This window comes from Romboutsia sp. 1001285H_161024_C4, assembly GCF_015550185.1.
GTDB lineage: Bacteria > Bacillota > Clostridia > Peptostreptococcales > Peptostreptococcaceae > Romboutsia_C > Romboutsia_C hominis.
The window spans coordinates 237,286-262,484 of sequence record NZ_JADNAJ010000003.1; the positions used below are offsets into that span (position 1 = coordinate 237,286).

At 29.6% G+C, this 25,199-nt stretch carries 22 protein-coding genes; 3 read left to right on the top strand and 19 right to left on the bottom strand.

The features are described 5' to 3' along the window. Positions 1-156: 156 nt before the first annotated feature. Positions 157-1,164, bottom strand: coding sequence for a hypothetical protein (locus I1959_RS07770; RefSeq protein WP_166505466.1), 1,008 nt, complete (start codon positions 1,162-1,164; stop codon positions 157-159). Between the two features lie 173 nt (positions 1,165-1,337). Here I1959_RS07770 and I1959_RS07775 point away from each other — a divergent pair, with 173 nt between their 5' ends. The 3 genes from I1959_RS07775 (at position 1,338) to I1959_RS07785 (ending at position 4,273) form a co-directional block, all read left to right on the top strand. After that, entirely contained in the window at positions 1,338-2,480 is a 1,143-nt protein-coding gene (locus I1959_RS07775; protein ID WP_166505467.1) for a hypothetical protein, read from the top strand. Between the two features lie 250 nt (positions 2,481-2,730). Next, a complete protein-coding gene (locus tag I1959_RS07780) occupies positions 2,731-3,483 on the top strand; it encodes an ABC transporter ATP-binding protein (protein ID WP_092925721.1) in 753 nt (250 codons plus the stop codon). Then, positions 3,470-4,273, top strand: coding sequence for an ABC transporter permease (locus I1959_RS07785; protein ID WP_092925719.1), 804 nt, complete (start codon positions 3,470-3,472; stop codon positions 4,271-4,273). The genes I1959_RS07780 and I1959_RS07785 overlap by 14 nt, the downstream gene beginning before the upstream one ends. A 98-nt stretch (positions 4,274-4,371) precedes the next feature. Here the strand turns inward: I1959_RS07785 and I1959_RS07790 are convergent, their stop codons facing one another. From I1959_RS07790 to I1959_RS07875, 18 genes are all read right to left on the bottom strand, one after another. Beyond that, a complete protein-coding gene (locus tag I1959_RS07790; protein ID WP_195237787.1) occupies positions 4,372-6,810 on the bottom strand; it encodes a cell wall-binding repeat-containing protein in 2,439 nt (812 codons plus the stop codon). A gap of 378 nt (positions 6,811-7,188) precedes the next feature. Continuing rightward, positions 7,189-8,679: a Na+/H+ antiporter NhaC family protein gene (locus I1959_RS07795; RefSeq protein ID WP_195237807.1), complete on the bottom strand. Its 1,491-nt coding sequence runs from the start codon at positions 8,677-8,679 to the stop codon at positions 7,189-7,191. Positions 8,680-9,002: 323 nt separating this feature from the next. Beyond that, entirely contained in the window at positions 9,003-9,788 is a 786-nt protein-coding gene (locus I1959_RS07800) for an OAM dimerization domain-containing protein (RefSeq protein WP_092925713.1), read from the bottom strand. Next, the gene (locus tag I1959_RS07805) at positions 9,788-11,365 is read right to left on the bottom strand and encodes a lysine 5,6-aminomutase subunit alpha (RefSeq protein WP_092925711.1); all 1,578 of its coding nucleotides are present in this window, start codon (positions 11,363-11,365) and stop codon (positions 9,788-9,790) included. Before I1959_RS07805 ends, I1959_RS07800 begins: the two co-directional genes overlap by 1 nt. A gap of 53 nt (positions 11,366-11,418) precedes the next feature. Beyond that, a complete protein-coding gene (locus I1959_RS07810; protein WP_240275812.1) occupies positions 11,419-12,729 on the bottom strand; it encodes a MutS-related protein in 1,311 nt (436 codons plus the stop codon). Positions 12,730-12,891: 162 nt separating this feature from the next. After that, positions 12,892-13,911: a hypothetical protein gene (locus tag I1959_RS07815; protein WP_195237808.1), complete on the bottom strand. Its 1,020-nt coding sequence runs from the start codon at positions 13,909-13,911 to the stop codon at positions 12,892-12,894. A gap of 105 nt (positions 13,912-14,016) precedes the next feature. Beyond that, positions 14,017-15,267 carry a lysine 2,3-aminomutase gene (gene ablA / locus I1959_RS07820; protein WP_092925705.1) on the bottom strand — a complete coding sequence of 417 codons (1,251 nt, stop codon included), beginning with the start codon at positions 15,265-15,267 and terminating at the stop codon, positions 14,017-14,019. A 19-nt stretch (positions 15,268-15,286) separates the two neighbouring features. Next, positions 15,287-16,318 carry a zinc-binding alcohol dehydrogenase family protein gene (locus I1959_RS07825; RefSeq protein ID WP_092925703.1) on the bottom strand — a complete coding sequence of 344 codons (1,032 nt, stop codon included), beginning with the start codon at positions 16,316-16,318 and terminating at the stop codon, positions 15,287-15,289. A gap of 15 nt (positions 16,319-16,333) precedes the next feature. After that, entirely contained in the window at positions 16,334-16,993 is a 660-nt protein-coding gene (locus tag I1959_RS07830; RefSeq protein ID WP_195237809.1) for a 3-oxoacid CoA-transferase subunit B, read from the bottom strand. Then, positions 16,994-17,647 carry an acetate CoA-transferase subunit alpha gene (gene atoD, locus I1959_RS07835; protein ID WP_166505473.1) on the bottom strand — a complete coding sequence of 218 codons (654 nt, stop codon included), beginning with the start codon at positions 17,645-17,647 and terminating at the stop codon, positions 16,994-16,996. A gap of 21 nt (positions 17,648-17,668) precedes the next feature. Then, positions 17,669-18,514, bottom strand: a complete 846-nt coding sequence (locus I1959_RS07840; protein ID WP_092925697.1) for a 3-keto-5-aminohexanoate cleavage protein — start codon at positions 18,512-18,514, stop codon at positions 17,669-17,671. A gap of 22 nt (positions 18,515-18,536) precedes the next feature. After that, positions 18,537-18,917 (bottom strand): hotdog domain-containing protein, encoded by a 381-nt coding sequence (locus I1959_RS07845; RefSeq protein ID WP_092925695.1) that lies wholly within the window; start codon positions 18,915-18,917, stop codon positions 18,537-18,539. Positions 18,918-19,007: 90 nt separating this feature from the next. Further along, positions 19,008-19,982 (bottom strand): electron transfer flavoprotein subunit alpha/FixB family protein, encoded by a 975-nt coding sequence (locus I1959_RS07850; protein WP_166505474.1) that lies wholly within the window; start codon positions 19,980-19,982, stop codon positions 19,008-19,010. Positions 19,983-20,040: 58 nt separating this feature from the next. Then, positions 20,041-20,838, bottom strand: a complete 798-nt coding sequence (locus I1959_RS07855) for an electron transfer flavoprotein subunit beta/FixA family protein (protein ID WP_166505475.1) — start codon at positions 20,836-20,838, stop codon at positions 20,041-20,043. Positions 20,839-20,860: 22 nt separating this feature from the next. Beyond that, positions 20,861-21,985, bottom strand: a complete 1,125-nt coding sequence (locus tag I1959_RS07860) for an acyl-CoA dehydrogenase (protein ID WP_092925689.1) — start codon at positions 21,983-21,985, stop codon at positions 20,861-20,863. A gap of 30 nt (positions 21,986-22,015) precedes the next feature. Continuing rightward, positions 22,016-23,200 carry an acetyl-CoA C-acetyltransferase gene (locus tag I1959_RS07865; protein ID WP_195237810.1) on the bottom strand — a complete coding sequence of 395 codons (1,185 nt, stop codon included), beginning with the start codon at positions 23,198-23,200 and terminating at the stop codon, positions 22,016-22,018. Positions 23,201-23,259: 59 nt separating this feature from the next. Beyond that, complete coding sequence (locus I1959_RS07870; RefSeq protein ID WP_207733557.1) at positions 23,260-24,102, bottom strand: 3-hydroxybutyryl-CoA dehydrogenase; 843 nt, start codon at positions 24,100-24,102, stop codon at positions 23,260-23,262. Between the two features lie 11 nt (positions 24,103-24,113). Further along, complete coding sequence (locus I1959_RS07875; RefSeq protein ID WP_195237811.1) at positions 24,114-24,917, bottom strand: enoyl-CoA hydratase-related protein; 804 nt, start codon at positions 24,915-24,917, stop codon at positions 24,114-24,116. Positions 24,918-25,199: the final 282 nt, after the last annotated feature.

The following is a 25,199-nucleotide window of genomic DNA, read 5'->3' on the forward strand; positions in this document are numbered from 1 at the left end:
CGCTCTCCCCCTTGCCTACTCTTAATTATAATATCTTTCTACCACTATAATTTATATGCTATAAATATAATCTTAAATTCTTAAAATATTACTAAAACAAGTATTAATATTTTATATTTATACTTATTTTTTATATTCTAAATACATTAATTCCTTTTATATTCCAAGTATATTTATATAGTTTCTGCAGCCATATACATTTGATACCTTATATTCTTTATCTGCCTCACAATTTGATTTATAGTAATATCTTATAAATGGATACTCTATGCTATCATCATCTATAATAGGTGTGCCCCATGATTTACCAAAATCAGAAGATTTACTTATATTTAAATTTCCATATTCTATCCATTGCATATGTAAAATATTTTTATGTTCTATTATATGAGGGATATTACAAGCTGAGGATTTATTTACATATACACTGTCACTTATCGATATGCCTTCTTTATTTAAATCGACTCTTTTATAGATTGGTTGGTATTTACTAGAATTGTTTTCTGAATAGGCTATATGGTACGTATTGTTTGTTCCTTTTGTAACTGATAAATGGATTTTTTCTTTGTTTGAATTGGTTATTTGTATTGGATTATACCAAATTGAGTTTTCATGATTTAAGGTACACATAAATACTTCCTCGTATCCTTTTACTACTTTAAAGTAAAACACACTTATATTGGTATTATCACATATTACAGTAAAATTATTTATATCTTCATATCCGACTATATCTATAATTGACATTATATCTTCTTTATCTCTTTTTATATTATGAATTAATTTGTATAATTTACTTTTATTATCCTTTAAATAATATATGATATGAATATCTTTACCTATCTTACTTATATATGGAAAACTTATTGTATGTTTAGAATTATCATAACTAATAATACTAGCTTTATTTATTTTGTCATTATTTATGTCTATTTTAATTAAGCTTCCCTGCTTATCATCATATATTCCATATATGTTATCTTGTTCATCTATATCAAACCATATATCTGTACTTCCTTTTATATTATCAATTACTTTACTTGAAGATATTAACTCGAAGTTTGAATCAAAATTTGCTATATTAATTCCATTCTTAAAAAATATCTTTGATATACACTTATCTGATTTTCTTATTAGTATTTCAGTATTTTGTATAAATGTCATCCTACCCCCTCCTTAATAATACTACAATATATTCATATAGATAATATTTATACCTTGTTAAAAAATATTTTATTTAAATACAAGCTGTAACAATTGTCCTTTTATTTCATATCATATGGGTAAGAAGATTAAAATCTTTTTATAAATTAATATAATTGGGAGGATATTTATAGATGGATGACTTTAGAGGTTTGACAACAAAAAAATTTGTGCCATCAGATTATTGTTCTGACGGATGCTGTAAAGGTTTAAAATGGGATTGTAAGGATACATTATGCTACCCAATATTAACTAATAGAATATTTAGCTGCGCAATTTTAAAAAGTGCGACACTATCAACAATTTTAAGAAATGCTACATTTAAAGTAGTAACACCTTTGACTTATGGTTTAGCTGGTGAAAAAGTATGTATAAAAGAAGTAGTAGGTGTTAAATATAAATGCTTAGGTTTAAGAAATAATTATAGCGATGATCCAAAGCACCCTGATGCTATCCTTAAAGAGTGTTTAGACGATGAAGATTTATGTTTTAAACCTATTAGTGGACCTATTTGCTCTTGTAAAGATTCTAGTGGTTATTCTAAAAAATTATACAACGAGTATATATCAAAAGAAAAATTTCAAAAGCACTATTGTTTAGATGATATTTGCAATACTAAAGGTTGCGATGATGAATCAGAAGGAATTAAGATAAAAATATATCATAATGATGTAGAATATTACGTATGTGATTTTAAGGTAATAGTAAAAGCTCAGTTAAAAGATTGCCCAGATAAAGAGTTTTTAGGTGTGTTTGAAATCCCTGGAATTACAAAGTTAAGTGATTGTATAAATCTTAATAATCTTAAAGAAACAGGTTTAGGACTTCCATCTCCTTATTTCTACGGAAACCTATGTGTTCCTTTTGAAAGAGATTCTTTAATATACAAAAAATTCGATGGTAGATTTAAGGTAGATTGTGTTACTAGAGCTAGTGAATTATACCCTGTATATAGTTCTTCTAGTTTAGAAAACTCTGAGTCTGATTCTGGTGAATCAGAAAACTCTGAATCTGGTTCTAGTGAATTAGTAAACCTTAAATCTGGTCCTAATAAATATAAATTTAAAGCTGATATAGTATTATGCTTTAGACCTAAAGAAACTGTATATACTATAATAAAAGATGTAATAGGTGTAAAAGGAACTCTTGATATAGAATGCGATTGCGATATTTCACAACCTGGTGATAATGATTGTTGTGATAATCACCATGGTTGTCACGATTCAAAACCATGTAATTGTGGATCTTCTGATACCTATGACGAGATTGAAGATTAATTAATAAAAACTATTAATAGATAAAAAAGATAGCGTGGTAATTATCACGCTATCTTTTTTATCTATTAAACTATATCTACTAAGAAGTCATAAAATTATTTTTTTGACTTTGCTATACTCACTAATTTACTAGTTATATCTTATATATGTTTATGCTTATATAAGATATAAATATTTTAAAATAGGTACAAATCCACTCATACTTTAATAATATAATATATACCAAAAATCTACTTTAGGGGTGAATTACATGAATGAAATTGTAAAAGTTAGCGACCTGTGTCAAACCTTTTACACAAAAGACGGAGAACTAGAAGTTCTAAAAGATATAAGTTTCTCCCTAAACGAAGGACAAATTCTAACTCTACTTGGACCTAGTGGTTCTGGAAAATCAACTATACTTAATATATTAACAAAACTTTTAAAACCTACTAGTGGGGATATTAATATAAATGGAAATATAGGATATATGTTTCAAAAAGACCATTTACTTGAGTGGAGAAATATAATCGATAATATAACAATTGGACTTGAAATCCAAAATATAAAAACTGATAAAAATATATCTCGTATTGAAAATTTATTAAAAACTTATGGTCTTTGGGAATATAGATATATGTATCCAAAAGAACTTTCAGGAGGAATGAGGCAAAGGGTGTCTCTTATTCGTACTCTATCTGTAAATCCAGATATATTACTTTTAGACGAACCTTTTTCAGCCCTTGATTACCAAACAAGGATTTTAGTTAGTGATGATGTTTATAAAATAATTAAAAATGAGAATAAGTCTGCTATATTAGTAACTCATGATATAAGTGAAGCTATATCGATGTCAGACAAAGTAGTAGCACTATCTAAACGACCTGCAACTGTTAAAAATGTATACAACATAGACCTAAGACAAAATGAAGATTTAACACCTCTTCAAACCAGAAAAGTTCCTGATTTTCAAAAATACTTTGACATACTATGGAAGGAGCTAGATAGTGATGAGATTAAGTAAAGATTCAGATGGATATAAAAATTATCTAAAAAACGTTAAAAAAGAAAAAACTAAAATTCTTTTATATCAGATATTAATATTTGCAGGATTTTTAATTCTTTGGGAAGTACTTGCTAATCTAAATATAATAAACACATTCTTATTTAGCAAACCTAGTGATATATACTCGCTTTTTATAAGCTATGTTCAAAATGGTCAACTTCTAACTCATGTTGGAATATCAGTATATGAAACTCTACTTGGTTTAATTATAGGTACAGTGCTTGGAATATTAGTTGCAATAGCACTTTGGTGGTCTGAAAAATTATCAAAAATTTTAGACCCATTTTTAGTTATATTAAATGCTCTTCCTAAAACAGCTCTAGCTCCTATTATTATAGTTTGGGCAGGTGCTGGTATTGAAGGTATTGTAGTTACTGCTGTTACTATATCTGTTGTTGTTACTATACTCTCTGCTTATAATTATTTTATAAATGTTGATGAAGAAAAAATTAAAATGTTAAGAAGTTTTGGTGCTACTAAATCACAAATATTATTTAAACTTATAATTCCTTCTAATATTGGTAATTTAATAAACCTTACTAAGATAAATATAGGTATGGCTTGGGTTGGTGTTATAGTTGGTGAGTTCTTAGTATCAAGAGCTGGTATTGGTTATTTAATAGTTTATGGAAGCCAGGTATTTAAGTTAGATTTGGTTATGATGGGAGTATTTGTACTTGCTTTTTGCGCTTGGATTATGTATGCTATTTTAAATCTTATAGAAAAGTTTTATAATTCCAGAAGATAAATAATCATGTTTAAATATACCTATTACAAAAACACCTCGTTTCAAAACGAAACGGAGGTGTTTTTATATTTTAGTATAAAATTGTTTAAAGCATATTTTTATCTTTTTATCATATTAGAAACTTCTTTAACTATACCTTCATTTCCATTTCCTCCAACCTGAGTTAGAGATTTTATAGTTTTATTTCCTAATACTTCTTTTTGTTTATCATTTAATTTATCACTACCTATTAATATAGGAGAATTTTCTTTAGATGCAACAACCCCTAATGCTAGTGCATCTACTAAATCTTGTTCTCTATTCATTCCATTTTTGGCTACAAATAAATTTTTTATTTCTATATCTTTATAGAAGTTATCTATTATCATAGCATTAGTTTCATCTCTGTCTATTCCACCTATTCTTTGTGAATTTGGAAGTGTTTTAGCTACCTCTTCTGATATAGATCCTTCTTTTCCTATTACATAAGATTTTGTTATTTTTTCATCCTTTATAAATTCATCAAATACTTTAGTTCCATTAGTATCAGATGCTAGTAATATAGGCATATTTTTATTTGCTGCAACTGGTGCTATACTTACTGCATCACTAAGTCCTCTTACCCCATTTACTACTACTACTTCACTTACATCACCTAGTTTTTTAGCTATTTTTAATGAAGTTTCATATCTATCTTTTCCACTTATTCTTTCAGTAGTTAAATTCATAGTTTTAAGTTCATTAACAACATTTTCATTAACAACGCTATCTCCACCTACTATGTATACATTTTTAGCACCTAATCTTTGTATTTCAGCTTTAGTTTCGTTGCTTAACTTAGAACTTTCTGTTAATAATACTGGAGCATCCTTAAGTTTTGCAAATGGTGTTGCGCTAAGTGCATCTGACATAGCATTTGAATTTACTAATACAACATTGTCTGCCTTTTCAAATCCACTTAAGCTTATTTTAGTTGCAGTATGATATCTATTGTCTCCAACTAATTTTTCTATTACTGATGTTATCCTACCTTCAACTTTAGGTGATACAGTACCAGTTTTTTCTAAATATTTTATTAAAGCTTCATCTAAGCCACTGTATTCGTTTATTATTGACTCATCGTTAAAACATGGATAATCATCTCCACCAACTGCCATGAAATCGTTAGTAGCTACTGTATATTTTTTATTCATATCTATTTTTTTATTGTTTATAGTTATATCTATTACTTTATTTCCCACTTCATTTCTAGGATCTACTACTATTTTCATTCCGCCTATATGTGTAAATGAACCTGCTGGTGTTACGTAGTCTTTAACCCCGTGTTCTAATACTTTTTTTATTTGAGCTCCAGTTAATTCTTTTGTTACTATGTAGTTTCCAAAAGGAAGAACTTTTATTACTTCTCCTTTAGTTATATCTCCTATATTTATACTATCTCTTATTCCTCCACCATTAGTTATAGCTACATCTGCATTAGTTTCTGAAATCATCGCATCTGTTATAAGGTTTCCTAAGTTAGTTTCTTTAGTTCTAACATTTTCTCTTCTTCCCTCTAAATGAACATCCGTATTCCCTACATTTACAGATAATATCTTATCTTGAGCTTCTTCTATTTCTTTTATTTTATTTTCAACAACACTATCTGAAGCTATCTTACTTGCTTGTTCTTTAGTAATATGACTTGCATTTGCATTAACAACTTCATGCTTTCCATTTACACTAGATACCTCTAACTCTACTTTGCCTATATTCTGCATATATTCTCCAGTACTAACTATTAAAGTATCCTTTACTTTTTTGCCATTTGGTAAATTTGAATGACTATGTCCATCTACTATAACATCTATACCATTTACTTCATTTGCGATATCTATAGTTGTTGGATCGCTTGATTCATCTATTCCAACATGTGCAAGTCCTACTATTACTTCTGCACCATTTTTTTCTAATTCTTCAACTTGTTTTTTTGCCATTTGAACTGGATTTTCAAATTTTAATCCTTTAACATTATTAGGGTTTGTTTTGTATGCAGTTTCTGGAGATGATAATCCAAAGATACCTACTTTAACTCCATTTATTTCTTTTATAGCATTTGGTGTAAATACACTTTTACCATCTTTAGTTACGTTTGATGATAAAACCCTCATCTTTTGTTGTCCATTTGTTAATTCAAGTTTTTTAACAAGTTCTAATAATCTCTCATAACCATAGTTAAAGTCATGATTTCCTGGTGTCATAAAATCATATCCTGCTATATTCATTAAATCAACTGCATCTTGACCTTTATTTAATGTTACAAATGGTAAACCATGGATTGTATCTCCTGCATCTAATAACAATGAATTTGGAGTTTGTTTTTTTATACTTGATAATACATCTACTCCTATTGTCTTATCATTTTTAACAAATCTACCATGTATGTCATTAGTATGAAGTATTGTTATTTTTTTATTTTCTTCTAATGCCCTTACTTCTGATGGATATAACATTGGTATTGATAATCCTAGTACTAATGCTAATGATGTCACTTTTCTTAAATTTAGTTTTTTACTCATTTTATCCTCCCCAAGATATATGATTATATATTATATAAACTATATAAATATTTTAATAGTTTATAATAAAACTTAATTATATAAGGTAGACTTATATTAAATTTTTATTTTAATTACCATAAACTTTAAATACTTTTACCCTTTTTTACATATTTTTAATAATTTAATATTCAAATTATTTGTGTAATATTTAATTATATAGTATAACATTTTTAATATTTAGTAAACATTTTTCATCTAAATTTGCTAATATTTTGTTTTTTATGCATAATTTCTTTTATATAGTACGCTTTTTATCTTTACATTAACAAATGAAAATATAAAATACCCACTAGGTTATATAACCTAGTGGGTATTTTATATTTTCATATATTTAACTTATGAATATACAGTCACACTTTCTTTTTCTTCTTTTTGTTTCTTCTTTAATCTAATATTTGGCTCACTTGGTAAACCAAACTTAGGAATAAATTTATCAAGTCCAGTTAATGTTAATATAAGTATAGATCCAACTGTAACGTATGCCATAACATTGTATTTTATTATATCAAATGCCACGAATTGATGAAGTGGATACACAGCTGTTAATATTCCTAAATAGAACCCTATATAAACATGCCATGGTATTAATTGAGAACCAAATACCCCTAGAGAACTAGAGAAAGTAGCATTTCTTAAACGTAGTTGGTATAAATCTTCTTCACTACCCTCCACATTATTTTCAACTAATTCTTTAGTTATAGGACCTACTGTAACAATTTGTGCCATTTCATCTGCAAGTGCAGCATTTCCTACTAAGCATAATAAACCATTCATAAACATTAATTGTTTTACATTTCTAGCAAGGAACATAACTAAATTTGATAATGGTTCGAAAGCTTTCATCTTAGACATTATTCCACCGAACGCTCCAACCCACATCATCATTACTATAACCCAAGAACCTGCATCTGCAAATCCACTCATCATTAAATCTAAAAAGCCTTTTAAAGAATCTACAGTTCCTGCAAAAATTCCAAATATAAATGATGATACTATACCAACAGATAAACACGCTAATGTAGGTAAACCTTTAATAGCTACTCCTAAAACAAGTAATAATGGTATTGCCATATAATATGGTACTCCTGTTTTTACTTGATTTAAAAGCTCTACTGCTGATGGTCTTGCAACTTCTAAATCAGTCATTACTTGTGCTGGTATTTGATCTATTGCTAATGCAGCATTTGCAGCATCTGTTGGTAATCCCATAGACATACTTAGTCCATATATAAGTACTATAGATATTATTAAACATACTATAGACCATGGCCCTTGAGATTTAATTCTATCTATTACTTCAACACCTTGCATACCAGAACTTACAACTGTTGTATCTGATATAAGCCCTATATTGTCTCCAAAACAAGCTCCCCCAGCTATAGATGCAGTTGTTAATAATATACTACCACCAACCATATGGTTTAACCATAAAAATATTGGAGCACATGCAGCAAAAGTTCCCCATGAAGTTCCAGTAGCCACTGAAAGTATACCAGTAACTATAAATGCAACAACTGCAACAGTTCTACCTGTTACGCCTAGAGAAAGTGCTATATTAACTATTGAAGCCCCAACCCCTGTAGCCATAAATGCTTCTGCCATAGCGTAAGCAAGCATTAGTATAAAGAAAACTAAGTTTAAATGTTTTACATTGTCAACTGCACAGTCAACTAAATCATTAAATTTAAGCTTGTCTGTTATTGATGCTACAATAAATGCATATATTGTAGCTATTGGAGCTGCTATTAAGCAGTCCATACCCGAAATCATTAGACCTGCCAGCATAAATACTGGTGAAAATTTTAATAGTCCAATCCAAAACCCCATAAAATGAGCCCCCTTGATATAATGTATAATTGATAATGTATTTAATTTAGGTTAAACCTAACACTATCCAGTAACTTTTCAGACTTATGCACTGTCATAATGCATAAGTCTGTTGATTTTAACCATAAAGCACTACTTAAATTTTGGTTATTAAAAAAATATTGTTACATCCTATAAATAAACATTATACTTATTCTAATTGTCATTATGTTATGTCAGTTTTTGTTTAATTTTATATAATATTTCTATAAATTTTTAATTATTTTCATCAGATGCTGTAGTATAACAATTTCCTCGGTTGATTTATAAATCTCTGATCTTTATTATACTAAGTTTCTATTTACTAACTCAGTTACAAAGAAACTTCCTACATCTTGTGCAAATTTGCCTGGTCCAAATCCTGCATCATAACCTAATTCTTTTGCAAGTTCATGACTTATTCTTGGTCCACCACAAAGAAGTACTACTTTATCACGTAAACCTTCAGCTTCTAATAATTCTACTAAATTAGTTAAGTTTTCTATATGAACATTTTTTTGAGTTACAGTTTGGGAAACTAATAATACATCAGCTTTAAGCTCTACTGCTTTTTTTATAAACTCTTCATTAGGAACTTGACTTCCTAAGTTATAAGCTTCTATACCTTCATATCTTTCTAATCCATAGTTTCCTGCATAACCTTTCATATTCATTATTGCATCTATTCCAACTGTATGTGCATCAGTTCCTGTACTTGCACCTACTACTACTACATCTCTTTTTATATTTTCTTTTATATAGTCTTCTATTTCATATTTATCCATAGTATCTTCTTGTGCTACTTCTACATGTATATCTTCATAGTTTACACCTTTTTCTAAACTTCCATATACAACATAGAAAGTAAATTCACTATCAAGTGCTTTATGATGTGCTACATTTATATCACCAAGTCCCATATTTTTAGCTGTAAGTTTTGCAGCTTCTATACCTTTTTCATCATCTTTTATTGGTAATGTAAAACTTACTTGTACTTTAGCATCGTTTAATGTATCTCCATAAGGCTTTAAATTTTTTAAATCAAGGTTTTTATCATATTCCTTACTTTCCATAGAATATAGTCCGCTCATTAACAATTCCCCCCTAACACTAACTCTTTTTCTAACATTAGTTCTACAAATGGATTGAAGTACATAGCTTCTTTCATAACAACTCCATCAAGACCTTTTCCACCATCTATTGGTCTTTTTATACCTGCAAATTTACCTTGTTCTAATGTTTTAAATAATCCATCTTTTTCTATCTGAGAAATTAATTCATATGCATTGTTTAAAACTTCATTAACTCTATTACACATTATTCCATCTTTTTTAAATTCTATTTCACTTCCTAGATCTTTCATAGTATTAAATATATACTTAGCATTGTCTATTGAAAGTGCTCTATCTGATATAAACGGAGTATGAATTGCTTCTGTAAGCATTCCTAATAAGTGTAATTTTTGATCTGTCATTATAGTTACCATATTAAATAATGCATCTTGTACTTGACCTTTAAATATATCACCAGTCATAAACTTAGTTGGTGGCATATACTTAAGAGGTGCTTTAGGGAATATTTCTCTAGCCATTTGAGCTTGAGCTAATTCATATAAGAATCCATTTTCAACATCAGGGCTTATTTCAAATGCATGTCCAAGTCCCATTTGTTCTTCAGGTAATCCTGCAACTAATGCAAATTGCTCATTTATAAATTGAGATGCAAGTACAGTATGTGCTTCTTCTACTGCATCTGCTGTTGTTAAGTAGTTATCTTCACCAGTGTTTATTATGACTCCGGCAAATCCATTTATTATTCTTGAGAAGTATTGGTCTATCATTGTTCTTTTCATATTTATATCTCTAAATAATATTCCATATAAAGCATCATTTAGCATAACGTCTAATCTATTTTGTGCTCCTAGTGCTGCTATTTCTGGCATACATAATCCTGAACAGTAGTTGCAAAGTCTTATGTATCTTCCAAGTTCAGCTCCAACCTCATCAAGTGCTTCTCTCATTAATCTGAAGTTTTCACCTGTTGCATAAGTTCCTCCAAATCCTTCAGTCGTAGCACCATATGGAACATAGTCAAGTAAACTTTGTCCAGTTGTTCTTATAACTGCGATTATATCCGCTCCTTGCTTTGCAGCTGCTACAGCTTGAGTTATATCTTCGTATATATTTCCTGTAGCTACTATTACATATAAGTATGGTCCACTTTTATCTCCATACTCATTTAAGAATTCTTCTCTTTTATTTCTATTTGCCTTTATTTGATCTACACTTTGTTTAGCTATTTCATTTATTTTAAGCTTAACATCAAATACATCATGCTCTTTAAGGGAACATAGATCTAATTCTCCTTGAGATACTTTTTGTGCTATCTCTTGTGGAGTAAGTCCTGTATTTATCATAGCATTACCTATATAATAAGCAACCCCCATACCTAAAGAGCCATTGTTTGAGTTTTTAATGCTATCTACAACTACGTTTGGAAGTGGCACACCAAATTCATCTACTCCATCTACGCCAAATAGTCTAAGTATACTTCTTTCAACTGTTACTGTAGTGTGTTTGTTTATAAATTCTTGTGTATCTAACACTATATTACGCGCTGATTCACGAGCTTTTTCCACTATACTAAAATCTAAATTTAACTTACTCATATTAATCCCCCTTAAGCTTTATTTACTTAGTTTGTCAGCTATATCTACAAGCTTTATTTACTTAGCTTATCAGCTATATCTACTATTTCATTATCTAATCCTAATAATCTACATATATTTATAGCATCTTTTGGAACTTTAGTTTCTTTACTTACTTTCTCTAATCTGTAATCCATGTATTCTTGAAGTATTTGTACACCTTTTGAACTTTTACCTACTCCAATCTTTAAATCTATTTGACGTTTTAAACCATCAAAATCTACATTTTTAAGACCTACTACTTGGTAATAAGTAACATCATCTATATTTATATCATCTAGATGTGTAGATATTAAGCTTATAGAATTGTACTTTTTAAAATATTCACATATTGCTTTTAGTAGTAACCTTCCCTCTATCGGATTGGTTCCCCTTGCAAATTCATCTAATGCAATAAATCCATCCCTTAACTTCATAAGTTTTGTTATTTCTTTTAACTTTAGGATCTCTGCTCCAAATGTACTTAGACCTTTGTTTATATCTTGCATATCATCACTTATTATGTATATAAAGTCTAATACACATAAGTTAGCCTCTTTGGCAAATACATAAAATCCACATTGGAATAAATATAGGTTAAGTGCTATAGTTTTCATACTTACACTTTTTCCACCCATATTAGCACCACTTATTATAGTAATTTTTTTATCTATATCTATGGTTATTGGAATATATTCCTTATTTTGTGAACTTAAAATTGTCTGAAGACTCGGATTTATAAGATCTTTAAAGAAAATTTTATTTTCTCTATTTATATTAGGTTTTATAGCATTATACTTAAGTGCTAAATTTGCTTTAGCAATAAGTAAATCTAACTTCCCTATAGATTTTATATTTTCATTTATATCATTTAAATAGTTATACAACTTTTCACTTAGTGCTTTTCTTATTCTTAACTCTTCTTGTTCCTCATTTACAACAATCTCTAGTCTTTCTTGTTTTAATTTTTCTATATTATCTTTATCAGTTTCACTAAATATTTTCTTTTCAATATTTAACTTATTTTGTCTAATATGCAATAACTTTTTACTATATGCACCATATATTTGAAATGTAGTTAAATTTAATTCATCTGGATCTAACATCTTTACAACTGCATCTAAGTTTTTAAAGTTTATATAATCTATATTAATATTCAATTTTAAATAATTTTTTATTATTTCATTAGTATTTATAGCAAAGTTTTTTATTTCAAACAGTTCTATTTCGTCTAATGCATTTTTCTGTTTTAACCGATTTAGAGTATTTGTTATATTTTTAATTTTACAAAACTCATATTGTATATTATCATACACCATGTCATTTTCTTTTAAGCTATTAATCATATTCTCTATATAATTAAGTTCTTTTATTAATTTTTCACTATTTTCTTTTTTATATATTTTTATATTAGCTTTTTCTTTCTCTCCATATGGTGTAATTGTATTTACTTCGTTTATTATAAATGACTTAATATAATCACCTTCTTGTTTATAAAAGCTTAATTTCTAAACATTCATAACATTAAATACTTTTATATTAGTTTTACTTTGTATACTATCTATAAAATATTTATCATCAAAGATATATCCTTCTATTGATGTTGGATTTATACTTAATCCAATTAGATTAACTTTATTTACAACCTTAATACTTCCTTTAAGCTTTATAAACTTATCAAATATTTCCTTATCTAAAAATATCTTTGTACTATCGCTGACCAATATAGTTATATTTTTATAGTTACTACCACTTTTTATAAAGTTGTTTATAAAATTATTAGTAACTATTCCATTTACAACTATATACTTAGTATTTTCATCTACACTATCTATAATTTCTTTAGAAGAGTTTAGAGTTGTATTTATATTTAGGCATTTGTATGAATAATCCTTATTTACTAAGCTAATCTTATATTCTTTTATATTTTCATAAATTTCATAGAATTTATCATCATTTAATTTATCAAGATTTAGTATATTAGCTTCATATATTATTTTTTCTATTGCCTTATTTATATCTTTATTTATTACAGCTCCACTACAAAATATTGTAGAATCTGTTATAGATGGTGAGCCCAATGTCTTTCTAGATAAAGCCCCATCAACTATACTTAAGTCTGCACCAAAGTGATTTAATCTTTCACATATGTACTTTATTTGAGTGTTTATAGATGGACCTGCAAGTTCTATATATCCATCGCTTAAGGATCTAAATATAACTATATTCCCTAGTGGTGTTGTTATATTTGTAAGTTCTAGAATTTCTTTGGTTATATCACTATTTAAAGCCAAACTATTAGCTGTAGCTATTATAGTATTTCTATTTACATATATCCTAGGTTTATCAGTTTTAGTAACAACATCTACACCTTCTCCATCTACCCCAATTGATGTAAGTCCTAGTATTATATTTTTATTTATACATTCTTTTAATATATAATTTAAAGTAGTAGTTTTACCTACATTCTTGTAATTTCCTATAATAGACATACTCTTATATTTTAAAATTTCATTTAATATATCCATAATTATATCCTTAAAAATTTAATCTAAGCGATGTAGATTTTAATGATTTTTTTAAAAGATATTATAGGTAATATTACCTATAATATCTTTTAATGTTAATTTTTACTAACCTAATTGAGTACTTAGCTCTCTTTTCTTTCTATCTAATTCAGTTGGCTCAAGTACCATTCTTTCATTATTTAAAAGACCTGCTACCCCTACCTTATGAACTTCTTTTTCACCTTTGCAAACTTCACATTCACATGTATGATTGTAGTTTGTTGGCTCTGTATAAGTAGTTATAACACCTTCAAAGTTTCTAAGTATTACTTTATCGTAGCTTTGAGATATTACATAATTTGGCATAACTGGAGTTTTACCTCCACCACCTGGTGCATCTACAACAAATGTTGGTACACAGTATCCTGATGTATGTCCTCTTAATCCTTCTATTATTTCTATACCTTTAGATACTGGAGTTCTAAAGTGCTCTATTCCATTAGATAAATCACATTGATATATGTAATATGGTCTAACTCTTATTTTTACTAAATCATTAACTAATTTCTTCATTACGTGCATGCAATCGTTTACCCCACGTAGTAAAACACTTTGGTTTCCTAGAGGTATACCTGCATCTGCCATCTTCTTACAAGCTTCTATAGATTCTTTAGTTATTTCATTTGGATGATTAAAGTGAGTGTTTAACCATACTGGATGATATTTCTTAAGCATATTTACTAAATTATCAGTTATTCTTTGTGGCATAACTACTGGAGTTCTACTTCCTATTCTTATTATTTCAACATGTGGTATCTCTCTTAATTTGCTTATTATATACTCTAATCTCTCGTCACTCATTAAAAGTGCATCTCCACCTGATAATAATACATCTCTTATAACTGGAGTATTTCTTATATATTCTATAGCTTTATCTATTCTATCAACTGGTTGAGCTCCATCATTTTGTCCAGCAAATCTTCTTCTTGTACAGTGTCTACAATACATTGCACATTGGTCTGTTATTAAAAGTAATGCTCTATCTGGATATCTATGAGTAAGTCCTGGCACTGGTGAATCTCCATCTTCATGAAGTGGATCATCTAAATCAGCATCTGATACTTTAAGTTCACTTGCAACTGGTATAGCTTGCTTTCTTATTGGATCATTTGCATTAGTTGGATCTATTAATGATAAGTAGTATGGAGTTATACTCATTCTAAGAGTTTTAAGGCACTCCTTAACCCCTTCTTCTTCACTTTCTGTAAGTGGTATATATTTTTTTAATTCTTCAACTGTTGTTATTCTATTTTTTACTTGCCAAGTCCAATCATTCCATAATTCATTACTAACGTCTGTAAATATTTTTCTTTCCATAATCTCCACCCCTTATATTTTATACATATAATTTTTTGAATATATTTCTTATTGTTTCACTTTCTCTTAAAGCTGCTATTGTAACATCTGCATGACCTTTAGTGTATCCATTTCCTATTATCATATCTACATCTTTACCTACACCCTCAGCTCCAAGTGCTGCCTTTGTAAATGCTGTTGCCATTGAGAAGAAGTATACTACTCCACCGTCTCTAACAGGTAGTATTGTACTCATTTCTGTATTTTGAACATTTACACAGTTTATAGCTAAATCTACCTCTTTTCCTTCATTAACTTCTAATACATTCTTAAGTACTTCATTAGGATTTTGTGCATCTACAGCTATAACTTCATCTACAAGGTTATTTTCTTTTAAGAATGCTTTTTGTTTTTCATCTCTAACAAGTCCTATTACTCTACCATTTTTTCCAGCTTTCTTTTTAGCCTCATAACAGCAAAGCATTCCAGATTTACCAGCAGCTCCAAGTATTAAAACACTATCCCCTTCTTTAACTAACTTTTGTGTTTGAGCCGGAGCACCAGCAACATCAAGAGCAGCTAATGCTAGGTTTTCTTCCATATCTGTTGGTAATTTTGCATATATACCACTTTCAAATAATATAGCTTTTCCTTTTATTTCAACTCTATCTATATCTGCTTTTATGTCTATTATTTCATCTATTTTTAATGGAGTTAATGATAATGATACAAGCGTAGCTATCTTATCTCCTATTTGTAAATCTGTTTTTCCTACTAAATCAGATCCTATTTTTTCTATTGTCCCTATTAACATTCCACCAGAACCAGTAACTGGGTTTTGCATTTTCCCTTTTTCTTCTACTATTTCTAATATTCTTGACTTTATTTTTTCTACATCATGGTTACACTCTTCTTCTATTTGAGTAAAACTTGCTGAATCTATGTTTAAAGCTTGAACATCTATTAATATTTCATTATCATAAATATTCATATCATTGTTTATTTTTTTAGCTGGTTGTGGAAGTACATTTTCCCCTATAACTCTGTGTGTTCCGTATTTACATCCTTTCATGACTAATCCCCCTTATTATACTGTTTGTGCTTGCATATATACTAAATCATCAGATATTATTAAATCTGCATCTGTCATTTCTCTTAATTCTTCAATTGTTACATCTTCACTTATCTCTTTTACAACTAAACCTTCTTTTGTTACTTCCATAACAGCAAGTTCAGTTATTATCATATCAACTACACCTTTTGCAGTTAATGGAAGAGTACACTCTTTAAGTATCTTAGATTTACCTTTTACAGTGTGTAGCATTGCAACTATAACCTTTTTAGCTCCAACTACTAAATCCATAGCTCCACCCATACCTGGAACCATTTTTCCAGGTACTATCCAGTTAGCTAGATTTCCATGTTGATCTACTTCTAAAGCTCCTAGAACTGTTACATCCACATGTCCTCCTCTTATAAGACCAAAAGACATTGATGAATCAAAGAAAGCTCCTTCTTCATTTATAGTTACAAATTGACCACCTGCATTAGTTATATATGGATCTACTTCATCTTCATTAGCAACTCTACCCATACCAACCATTCCATTTTCTGATTGGAAAATTACATTTATGCCTTCTTCTATGTAGTTTGCAGTTAATGTTGGAAGTCCTATCCCTAAATTTACTAATTGATTATTTTCAAATTCTTTAGCCACTCTTTTAGCTATAATCTCTTTAGGATTCATTTATTTTGCCTCCTTTATTATGTAATCTACTACTACACCTGGAGTCATTATCATCTCTTTATCTAAACTTCCTGCTTCTACTACTTCTTCAGCCTCAACTATTACTAGGTCACTTGCCATAGCTATCATTGGGTTAAAGTTTTTAGTAGTTCCTTTATAAACTGTATTTCCAAATGTATCTACTAGGCTACCTTTTACAAGCGCTATATCTGCTCTTAATGGTAATTCTAATAAATATTCTTTGTCATTTACCGTTATTTTTTCTTTATTTTCTTCAACTAAAGTTCCAACTCCTGTTGGAGTTAATATTCCACCAAGACCAAATCCACCTGCTCTTACTCTTTCTATAAGAGTTCCTTGTGGAGATAATTCAACTTCTAGTTTACCTTCATTCATTAACCTTCCAGTTTCCGCATTTGTTCCTATATGAGATGCTATAACCTTTTTAACTTGATTATTTACTATCAGCCTTCCAATTCCCTTATCAACAAAAGAAGTATCATTTCCTATTATAGTTAAATTTTTAGCACCAGATTCTATAAGTGAATCTATAAGGATTTCCCCTGTTCCACAGCCTAAAAATCCACCTATCATGATAGTCATATCATCTTTAAAAAGATTCTTTAGTGTTTCTAAAGATACAACTTTACTCATTTTAGCTTCCCCCTAAATTGTTTAAGCTTCTTGTGTGCTTAATATATTTGCTTTCAAACCTAGTATTTCACGAGCTTCTTTAGGTGTTGCTACTTCTCTTCCAAGCTCTTTTACTATATTTGCAGCTTTTTTAACTAATTCTCCATTTGATGATGCTAGGACTCCTTTTTTCATATATACATTATCTTCAAATCCTACTCGAATATGTCCACCTAATAATATGCTTAAAGCCACCATATCAAATTGAGATCTTCCTATTCCACTTACTGTAAATGTAGCATTCTCAGGTATACTTTCTCTCATAAACATTAAATCTCTATAAGTAGCACTTATACCTCCATTAACTCCCATTACAAAGTTAAAGTGCATATTATCATTTATAAATCCTTTTTTGTTAAGTCTAAGAGCCATATCTATCATACCCTTATCAAATACTTCTATTTCTGGCTTAACATTTAATTCTATCATTTTCTTTCCGAACTCTTTTATAGTATTTTCAGTGTTCACAAAGATTTCATCTCCACCAAAGTTACAAGTTCCACAGTCTAGAGTTGCCATTTCTGGAGATAAATTTACTGGTTGAATTCTTTCTTCATTACTCATTCCAACTGCTCCTCCAGTTGAAGGTTGAACAATTGCATCAGGGCAAGCAACCTTTATAGCGTCTATACATTCTTTAAATCTATTTATATCTTGTGTTGGAGTTCCATCATCTTTTCTTACATGAAGATGTATTATACTTGCTCCAGCATCATAAGCAGACTTTGCTTCTCTTACTATTTCTTCAACAGTATATGGAACATTTGGATTATGTTCTTTTGTTACCTCTGCACCACATATAGCTGCAGTTATTATAACCTTTTGCATATTAAAGTCTCCCCCTAAGTAACTATAATCTTTGTTTATCTTTAGGCACTACACAAGTTCCACTAGCTTTACATACTACTATTGGATTTTCTAAAACTTCTGCTGCTGATTCATTTATATCAGTTCTTGGTACTATAACTTTTCTAGCTTCAAATACCATCTTTCTTGAGCTATTTCCTACATTAACTATTTCACCAACTGCTTCTATATAATCACCAGCATATACTGGAGCTAAAAACTCTACACTATCATATGCTTTAAATAATCCTTCATCACCATCATTTTGTATTAGTAATTCAGTAGCTACATCTCCAAATAATTGAAGCATTTTAGCACCATCTACTAAATTTCCACCATAATGAGCGTCATTACTTCCCATTCTTATTCTTATCATTGCTTTCATGTGAAAATCCCCCTTTATGTTTGTTTGTATATTTAGTAACTGGGATAGGCCTTTTTACTAGACCTACACCAATTAGTAAATTTAAATTTATTATGCTAATTCTTGTATTAAATTTTTAATAACTTTATTAACATCTCCTACTATAGAAACATCTGCAACTTCAAATATAGGTGCTTCACTATTTTTATTTATAGCCACTATAAATTCAGATTCTTCCATTCCAGCTAAGTGTTGTATAGCTCCTGATATACCACAAGCAAGGTAAAGGTCTGGTCTTACAGTTTTACCAGTTTGTCCTACTTGACGAGATTTATCAACCCATCCTGCATCAACTACAGCACGAGAAGCACTTACTTCAGCCCCTAATATGTCTGCTAATTCATATAAAGCATCCATATTTTCTTTAGAACCTATTCCTCTTCCTGCTGATATAAGTATATTAGCATCTTCTATGTTAACCTTCTTTATAGTTTCTTTTACATATTCTAATACTTCTACATTTTTACCATTTTCACTAAAATCTACTGCAAAATTTTCAACATTTCCAGTTCTTGTAGCATCTTTTTTTAACTTTTTCATAACTCCTGGTCTTACAGTGCTCATTTGTGGTCTATGATTTGGACATATTATAGTCGCCATTATATTCCCACCAAATGCAGGTCTAGTCATTAAAAGGCCACTAGTTTCATCATCTATTTCAAGTGATGTACAGTCTGCTGTAAGCCCTGTTCCAATAGTTGCACTAACTCTTGGTGCTAAATCTCTACCTATTGTAGTTGCTCCTACTAAAACTATTTCTGGATCTTTTTTATTTATAACATCACAAAGTGCTTTAGTGTATGTATTAGTAACATATACATCTAAGTTTTCATCATCTACACAAATTACTTCATCTGCACCATATTGTATAAGCTCTTCACTTAAACTTTTAACATTATGTCCAAGAAGCACTGCACTTACTTTACTATTTAATTTATCTGCTAACTCTTTACCTCTTCCTATTAATTCCAAAGAAACATTTTGGATCTCACCGCTTCTTTGCTCAACAAAAACCATTACACTCATTATTTTTCCTCCTATAATCACTACTCTTTGAGAAATATTTCGTCAAATTGTTTAGTTTTTAAGCCTTAGCTTCAGTTATTATAAACTTTTCTTTAAGAGCATTTACTATTATTGATGCTCCTTCTTTTTCATCTACATCATAAAGTGTTCCTTTTGCTTTAACACCCTTAGTAAATGATTTTTTAACTTTTGTTGGAGAACCTTTTAGTCCTATCTCTTCTAAACAAACATCTATATCTTTTAAAGTCCAAGTTTCTATTTTTTCTTCTCTCATACAATCATATATTCTAGAAACTCTCATATATCTTGGAGTGTTCATCTCTTTTAAAGTAGTTATAAGAAGTGGCATTTTAGCCTTTATAACTTGATATCCATCTTCAAAAGCTCTATTTACTATTACATTCTCACCTTCTACTTCTAACTTTTCAACATAAGTTATAGATGGTATATCAAGATGATTTGCTATTTGAGGTCCAACTTGTGCTGTATCTCCATCTATTGCTTGTCTTCCTGCTATTATTAAATCATAGTCTAACTTCTTTATAGCTCCTGCTATAGTTTTTGAAGTAGCTAATGTATCAGCTCCTGCAAAAGCTCTATCTGTAAGAAGTATTGCTTTATCAGCACCCATTGCTATTGCTTCTTTTAATGCATTTTTAGCTTGTGGTGGTCCCATTGTTAACACTGTAACTGTTGCACCCATTTTTTCTTTTAAATTTACTGCTTCTTCTATACCTGCTTTATCATCAGGGTTTATAATACTTGGTACACCATCTCTTATTAATGTACCAGTTTTAGGATCTAATTTTACTTCTGTTGTATCTGGTACTTGCTTTACACAAACTAATATATTCATATTCTTTCCTCCTAAAAATTTGCTATTTAAGTAAGTCTGCACTTATAACCATTCTTTGTACTTCACTTGTTCCTTCGTATATTTCAGTTATTTTTGCATCTCTCATCATTCTTTCTATATCATATTCACGAGTGTATCCGTATCCTCCGTGAAGTTGAACTGCTTTAGTTGTAACTTCCATCGCTACTTCAGATGCATAAAGTTTTGCCATAGCAGCATCTACACTATATGGTTTACCTGCATCTTTTTTGCTTGCAGCCTTATATACTAAAAGTCTTGCAGCTTCTATTTTAGTTTTCATATTAGCAAGTTCAAATTGAGTATTTTGAAATGCCGATAAGCTTCTACCAAATTGCTTTCTTTCTTTTACATAATCAACTGTAACATCTAATGCACCTTGTGCAATTCCTAATGCCTGTGCAGCTATTCCTATACGACCACCATCTAGTGTCTTCATAGCTATTTTAAATCCTTGTCCAACTTTACCTAATAAGTTTTCTTTAGGTATTACACAGTTTTCAAATATAAGTTCACAAGTTGCAGAACCTCTTATACCAAGTTTTTTCTCTTTTTTACCTATTGTAAATCCTTCTGTTCCTTTTTCAACTATGAAAGCTGATATTCCACGAGTTCCTTTTGATTTATCAGTCATAGCCATAACTATATATATATCAGCAGGACCTGCATTAGTTATAAATATCTTAGTTCCATTTAATATATAATTATCTCCATCTAAAACTGCAGTAGTTTGTTGAGCTGATGCATCTGTACCTGCATTAGGTTCAGTTAAGCCAAAAGCACCTAATTTTTCACCTTTTGCAAGTGGTACTAAAAACTTTTGCTTTTGTTCTTCTGTACCAAATTCATATATTGGATTAGCACCTAATGAAGTATGAGCAGATAATATTACCCCTGTAGTTCCACAAGCTTTTGAAAGTTCTTCAACAGCTAATGTGTATCCTAAATAATCTCCTCCTTCTCCACCATACTCTTTCGGAAAAGGTATTCCTAACATTCCACATTCAGCCATCTTATCAACTGTTGCATATGGGAATTTTTCTTCTTCATCTATCTCATGAGCTATAGGAGCTACCTCATTTACTGTAAACTCTCTATACATTTGTTTTAATAATTCATATTTTTCCATAAATTTCTCCCCTCTTTTGAATACACTATTTTAGCATTTTTTTATTATTAAACTAGTGCCTTGTCCACCACCTATACAAAGTGTAGCAAGTCCTAGGTTAGCATCTTCTCTTTTTTGCATTTCATGTATTAAAGAAACTAATATTCTACATCCACTAGCTCCTACTGGATGCCCAAGCGCTATTGCACCACCATTTACATTTACTTTTTCCATATCAAAGTCTAATCCTTTTGATACTGATAAAGCTTGTACTGCAAAAGCTTCATTTGCTTCTATTAAATCTATATCATCTAGGTTTAAGTTTGCTTTTTGAAGAGCTTTTTCTGTTGATGGAACTGGACCATAACCCATTATAGATGGATCAACCCCTGCTGAAGCATAAGAAACTATACTTGCTAATGGTTTTAATCCTAATTCATCACACTTTTCTCTACTCATAAGTATAACCATAGCACTACCATCATTTATTCCTGATGCATTTCCTGCACTAACAGTTCCATCTTTTTTAAATGCTGGTCTTAATTTAGATAATCTTTCTATAGTAGTGTTATGCTTTGGATGCTCATCAGTATCAAATACAATAGGATCACCTTTTCTTTGTGGTATTAAAACTTCAACTATTTCATCCTTAAATCTATTGTTTAATTGAGCCTGTTTAGCTTTTTCCTGACTTAAAAGAGCAAATTTATCTTGTTCTTCTCTAGTTATACCAAACTTTTCTGCTAAATTTTCTGCAGTTATCCCCATGTGGTAATTATTAAAGGCATCTGTTAAGCCATCATTTACTAAAGAGTCAACTATTTTATTATCCCCTAGTCCATATCCATATCTACCTCTATTTAATAAATATGGTGCATTACTCATACTTTCACATCCACCAGCAAGTACTACATCACAATCTCCAAGAGCTATAAACTGTGCTGCCATACTAACTGCTCTAAGGCCAGAACCACAGACTTTATTTATAGCAAGTGCTGGAGTTTCTACTGGGATATTAGCTTTTATAGCAACTTGTCTTGCTACATTTTGTCCAAGACCTGCACTTAATACATTACCTATTAACACCTCATCTATTATTTCAGGATTTATATTAGCTCTTTTTATTGCTTCTTTAGCCGCTATACTTCCTAATTCTACAGAGCTTACATCTTTAAGTGCCCCACCTAAAGAACCTATAGGAGTTCTAACTGCTGATACTATAACAACTTCTCTCATATTCTTCCTCCCTTGACAATATCAATTATTTTTATTTATTTAATGAATTTTATAATTAGTTATTGATAATCATAAAATCCTTTTTTAACTTTTCTTCCTAACATGCCACCTCTAACCATTTTTTTAAGAAGTGGATATGGTCTATATTTTGAATCCCCAAATTCACTATATAGTACTTCCATTATATTTAGGCATACGTCTAGACCTATAAGATCACCTAATGCTAATGGTCCTATTGGATGATTTGCTCCTAACTTCATTGCATTATCTATATCTTCTGCACTTGCAATACCTTCTGCAAATATTCCTATTGCTTCATTTATCATAGGTACTAAGATTCTATTAACTACAAATCCTGGTGCTTCAGATACACTTACAGGAGTTTTATTTAATTGTTTACATAATTCAAATATCGTATTGTGGGTTTCTTTTGATGTTAGCATACCATCTATTACTTCTATTAATTTCATAACTGGTGCTGGGTTGAAAAAGTGCATTCCTATTACTTTTTCAGGTCTATTAGTGCTTATTGATAGGTCTGTTATCGACAATGATGATGTATTTGTTGCAAATATTGTTTCTTCTTTACATATTCCATCTAGTTCTTTAAGTAATTGTTTTTTGATTTGTATATTTTCAACTATAGCCTCTATTACTAAATCACAATCTTTTGCTTCTTCTAATTCTATAGTTGAATTAAGTCTGTTTAATATTTCATTTTTTTCTTCTTTTTTTATCTTTTCTTTTGCTACTTTTCTTTCTAAACTTTTTGTTATTAACTTAATCCCTTTTTCTATACTGTCATTGTTTAAATCTCTAAGTATTACTTGATGTCCATTAGATATAAGTACTTCTGCAATACCACTTCCCATAGTACCGCTTCCTATTACCATTATTTTCATGATATTTCCCCCTATAATGAACTGCTTACTTTTTTATCACAATGTATATTAAATTTTGGATCTCTTTTTTCTAAAAAGGCACTCATACCTTCTTCTTGGTCATAACTTGCAAAACATAGCCCAAATAGATAGCTTTCTAGATTTATAGCATTATCTATATCTATTTCATACCCTTTATTTATAGCATTTTTAGCATACCTTACGGCAAGTTGACCTTTAGATGCAATAAGCTTTGCCATATCTATACATTCTTCTAGTAAAGTTTCATGCGATGTAACTTTATTTACTAGATTTATGTTTAGTGCATCTTCTGCTTTTATTATTTTGGCACTGTATATAAGTTCTTTAGCTTTCCCTATTCCAACTATTCTAGATAACCTTTGAGTTCCCCCAAATCCAGGTAATATACCAAGATTGACTTCTACTTGTCCAAATTTTGCTTTTGTGCTTGCTATTCTAATATCACAACTCATAGCAATCTCTAATCCTCCACCTAGGCAAAATCCATTTATCCCCGCTATTATAGGCTTCTCGCAGTTTTCTATTTTTCTAAACAAGTCATTTCCAGTTTTTGAAAATCTTCTCGCTTCTTCAAAATTCATATCTTTCATAGCTTCTATATCTGCCCCTGCTACGAAAGCTCTTCCTTGACCTGTTATTATACCTACATAAATTTCCTCATCTTTTTTGATGATATCAATAGCCATATCTAATTCTTTTAATACTTCTTCATTTAAAGAATTCAAATATTCTTCCCTAGCTATATTAATTATGTATATATTCCCCTCTTTAGTGCAAATTAAATTTTTAAACATATTTTTTCCATCCTTATATCCTATTTACTAATAGTAACACAGATGTCCTATTTCCTCTCTTAGCAATTTAGTAATTTAGTGATTTATAATTACAGCTTTGAACCAAATTTTTCCTCATGTTCTTAATATTCTGCATTTATTTTCATATTCCTTCTTTTATTTTTATTTTTTTACATTTTTAATTTGTAGCTAAAATTTTAGGATAAATATTTTCTTATGTATTATATTCTGTATTTATTTCTATATTCCTTCTTTTATTTTTATTTTTTTACATTTTCTTTT

Coding starts and splice junctions, on each gene's coding strand:
- I1959_RS07805 (WP_092925711.1), bottom strand. CDS start 11,365: ATGAGTAAGTTAAATTTAGATTTTAGTATAGTGGAAAAAGCTCGTGAA.
- ablA (WP_092925705.1), bottom strand. CDS start 15,267: ATGGAAAGAAAAATATTTACAGACGTTAGTAATGAATTATGGAATGAT.
- I1959_RS07845 (WP_092925695.1), bottom strand. CDS start 18,917: ATGAAAGCAATGATAAGAATAAGAATGGGAAGTAATGACGCTCATTAT.
- I1959_RS07875 (WP_195237811.1), bottom strand. CDS start 24,917: ATGTTTAAAAATTTAATTTGCACTAAAGAGGGGAATATATACATAATT.
- I1959_RS07865 (WP_195237810.1), bottom strand. CDS start 23,200: ATGAGAGAAGTTGTTATAGTATCAGCAGTTAGAACTCCTATAGGTTCT.
- I1959_RS07860 (WP_092925689.1), bottom strand. CDS start 21,985: ATGGAAAAATATGAATTATTAAAACAAATGTATAGAGAGTTTACAGTA.
- I1959_RS07855 (WP_166505475.1), bottom strand. CDS start 20,838: ATGAATATATTAGTTTGTGTAAAGCAAGTACCAGATACAACAGAAGTA.
- I1959_RS07830 (WP_195237809.1), bottom strand. CDS start 16,993: ATGAATCCTAAAGAGATTATAGCTAAAAGAGTGGCTAAAGAATTTGAA.
- I1959_RS07815 (WP_195237808.1), bottom strand. CDS start 13,911: ATGGATATATTAAATGAAATTTTAAAATATAAGAGTATGTCTATTATA.
- I1959_RS07850 (WP_166505474.1), bottom strand. CDS start 19,982: ATGAGTGTAATGGTTTTTGTTGAGCAAAGAAGCGGTGAGATCCAAAAT.
- I1959_RS07790 (WP_195237787.1), bottom strand. CDS start 6,810: ATGAGTAAAAAACTAAATTTAAGAAAAGTGACATCATTAGCATTAGTA.
- I1959_RS07825 (WP_092925703.1), bottom strand. CDS start 16,318: ATGAAAGGATGTAAATACGGAACACACAGAGTTATAGGGGAAAATGTA.
- I1959_RS07780 (WP_092925721.1), top strand. CDS start 2,731: ATGAATGAAATTGTAAAAGTTAGCGACCTGTGTCAAACCTTTTACACA.
- I1959_RS07800 (WP_092925713.1), bottom strand. CDS start 9,788: ATGAGCGGACTATATTCTATGGAAAGTAAGGAATATGATAAAAACCTT.
- I1959_RS07775 (WP_166505467.1), top strand. CDS start 1,338: ATGGATGACTTTAGAGGTTTGACAACAAAAAAATTTGTGCCATCAGAT.
- atoD (WP_166505473.1), bottom strand. CDS start 17,647: ATGAGTAAAGTTGTATCTTTAGAAACACTAAAGAATCTTTTTAAAGAT.
- I1959_RS07770 (WP_166505466.1), bottom strand. CDS start 1,164: ATGACATTTATACAAAATACTGAAATACTAATAAGAAAATCAGATAAG.
- I1959_RS07840 (WP_092925697.1), bottom strand. CDS start 18,514: ATGCAAAAGGTTATAATAACTGCAGCTATATGTGGTGCAGAGGTAACA.
- I1959_RS07870 (WP_207733557.1), bottom strand. CDS start 24,102: ATGAAAATAATGGTAATAGGAAGCGGTACTATGGGAAGTGGTATTGCA.
- I1959_RS07795 (WP_195237807.1), bottom strand. CDS start 8,679: ATGGGGTTTTGGATTGGACTATTAAAATTTTCACCAGTATTTATGCTG.
- I1959_RS07785 (WP_092925719.1), top strand. CDS start 3,470: ATGAGATTAAGTAAAGATTCAGATGGATATAAAAATTATCTAAAAAAC.
- I1959_RS07810 (WP_240275812.1), bottom strand. CDS start 12,729: ATGATTAATAGCTTAAAAGAAAATGACATGGTGTATGATAATATACAA.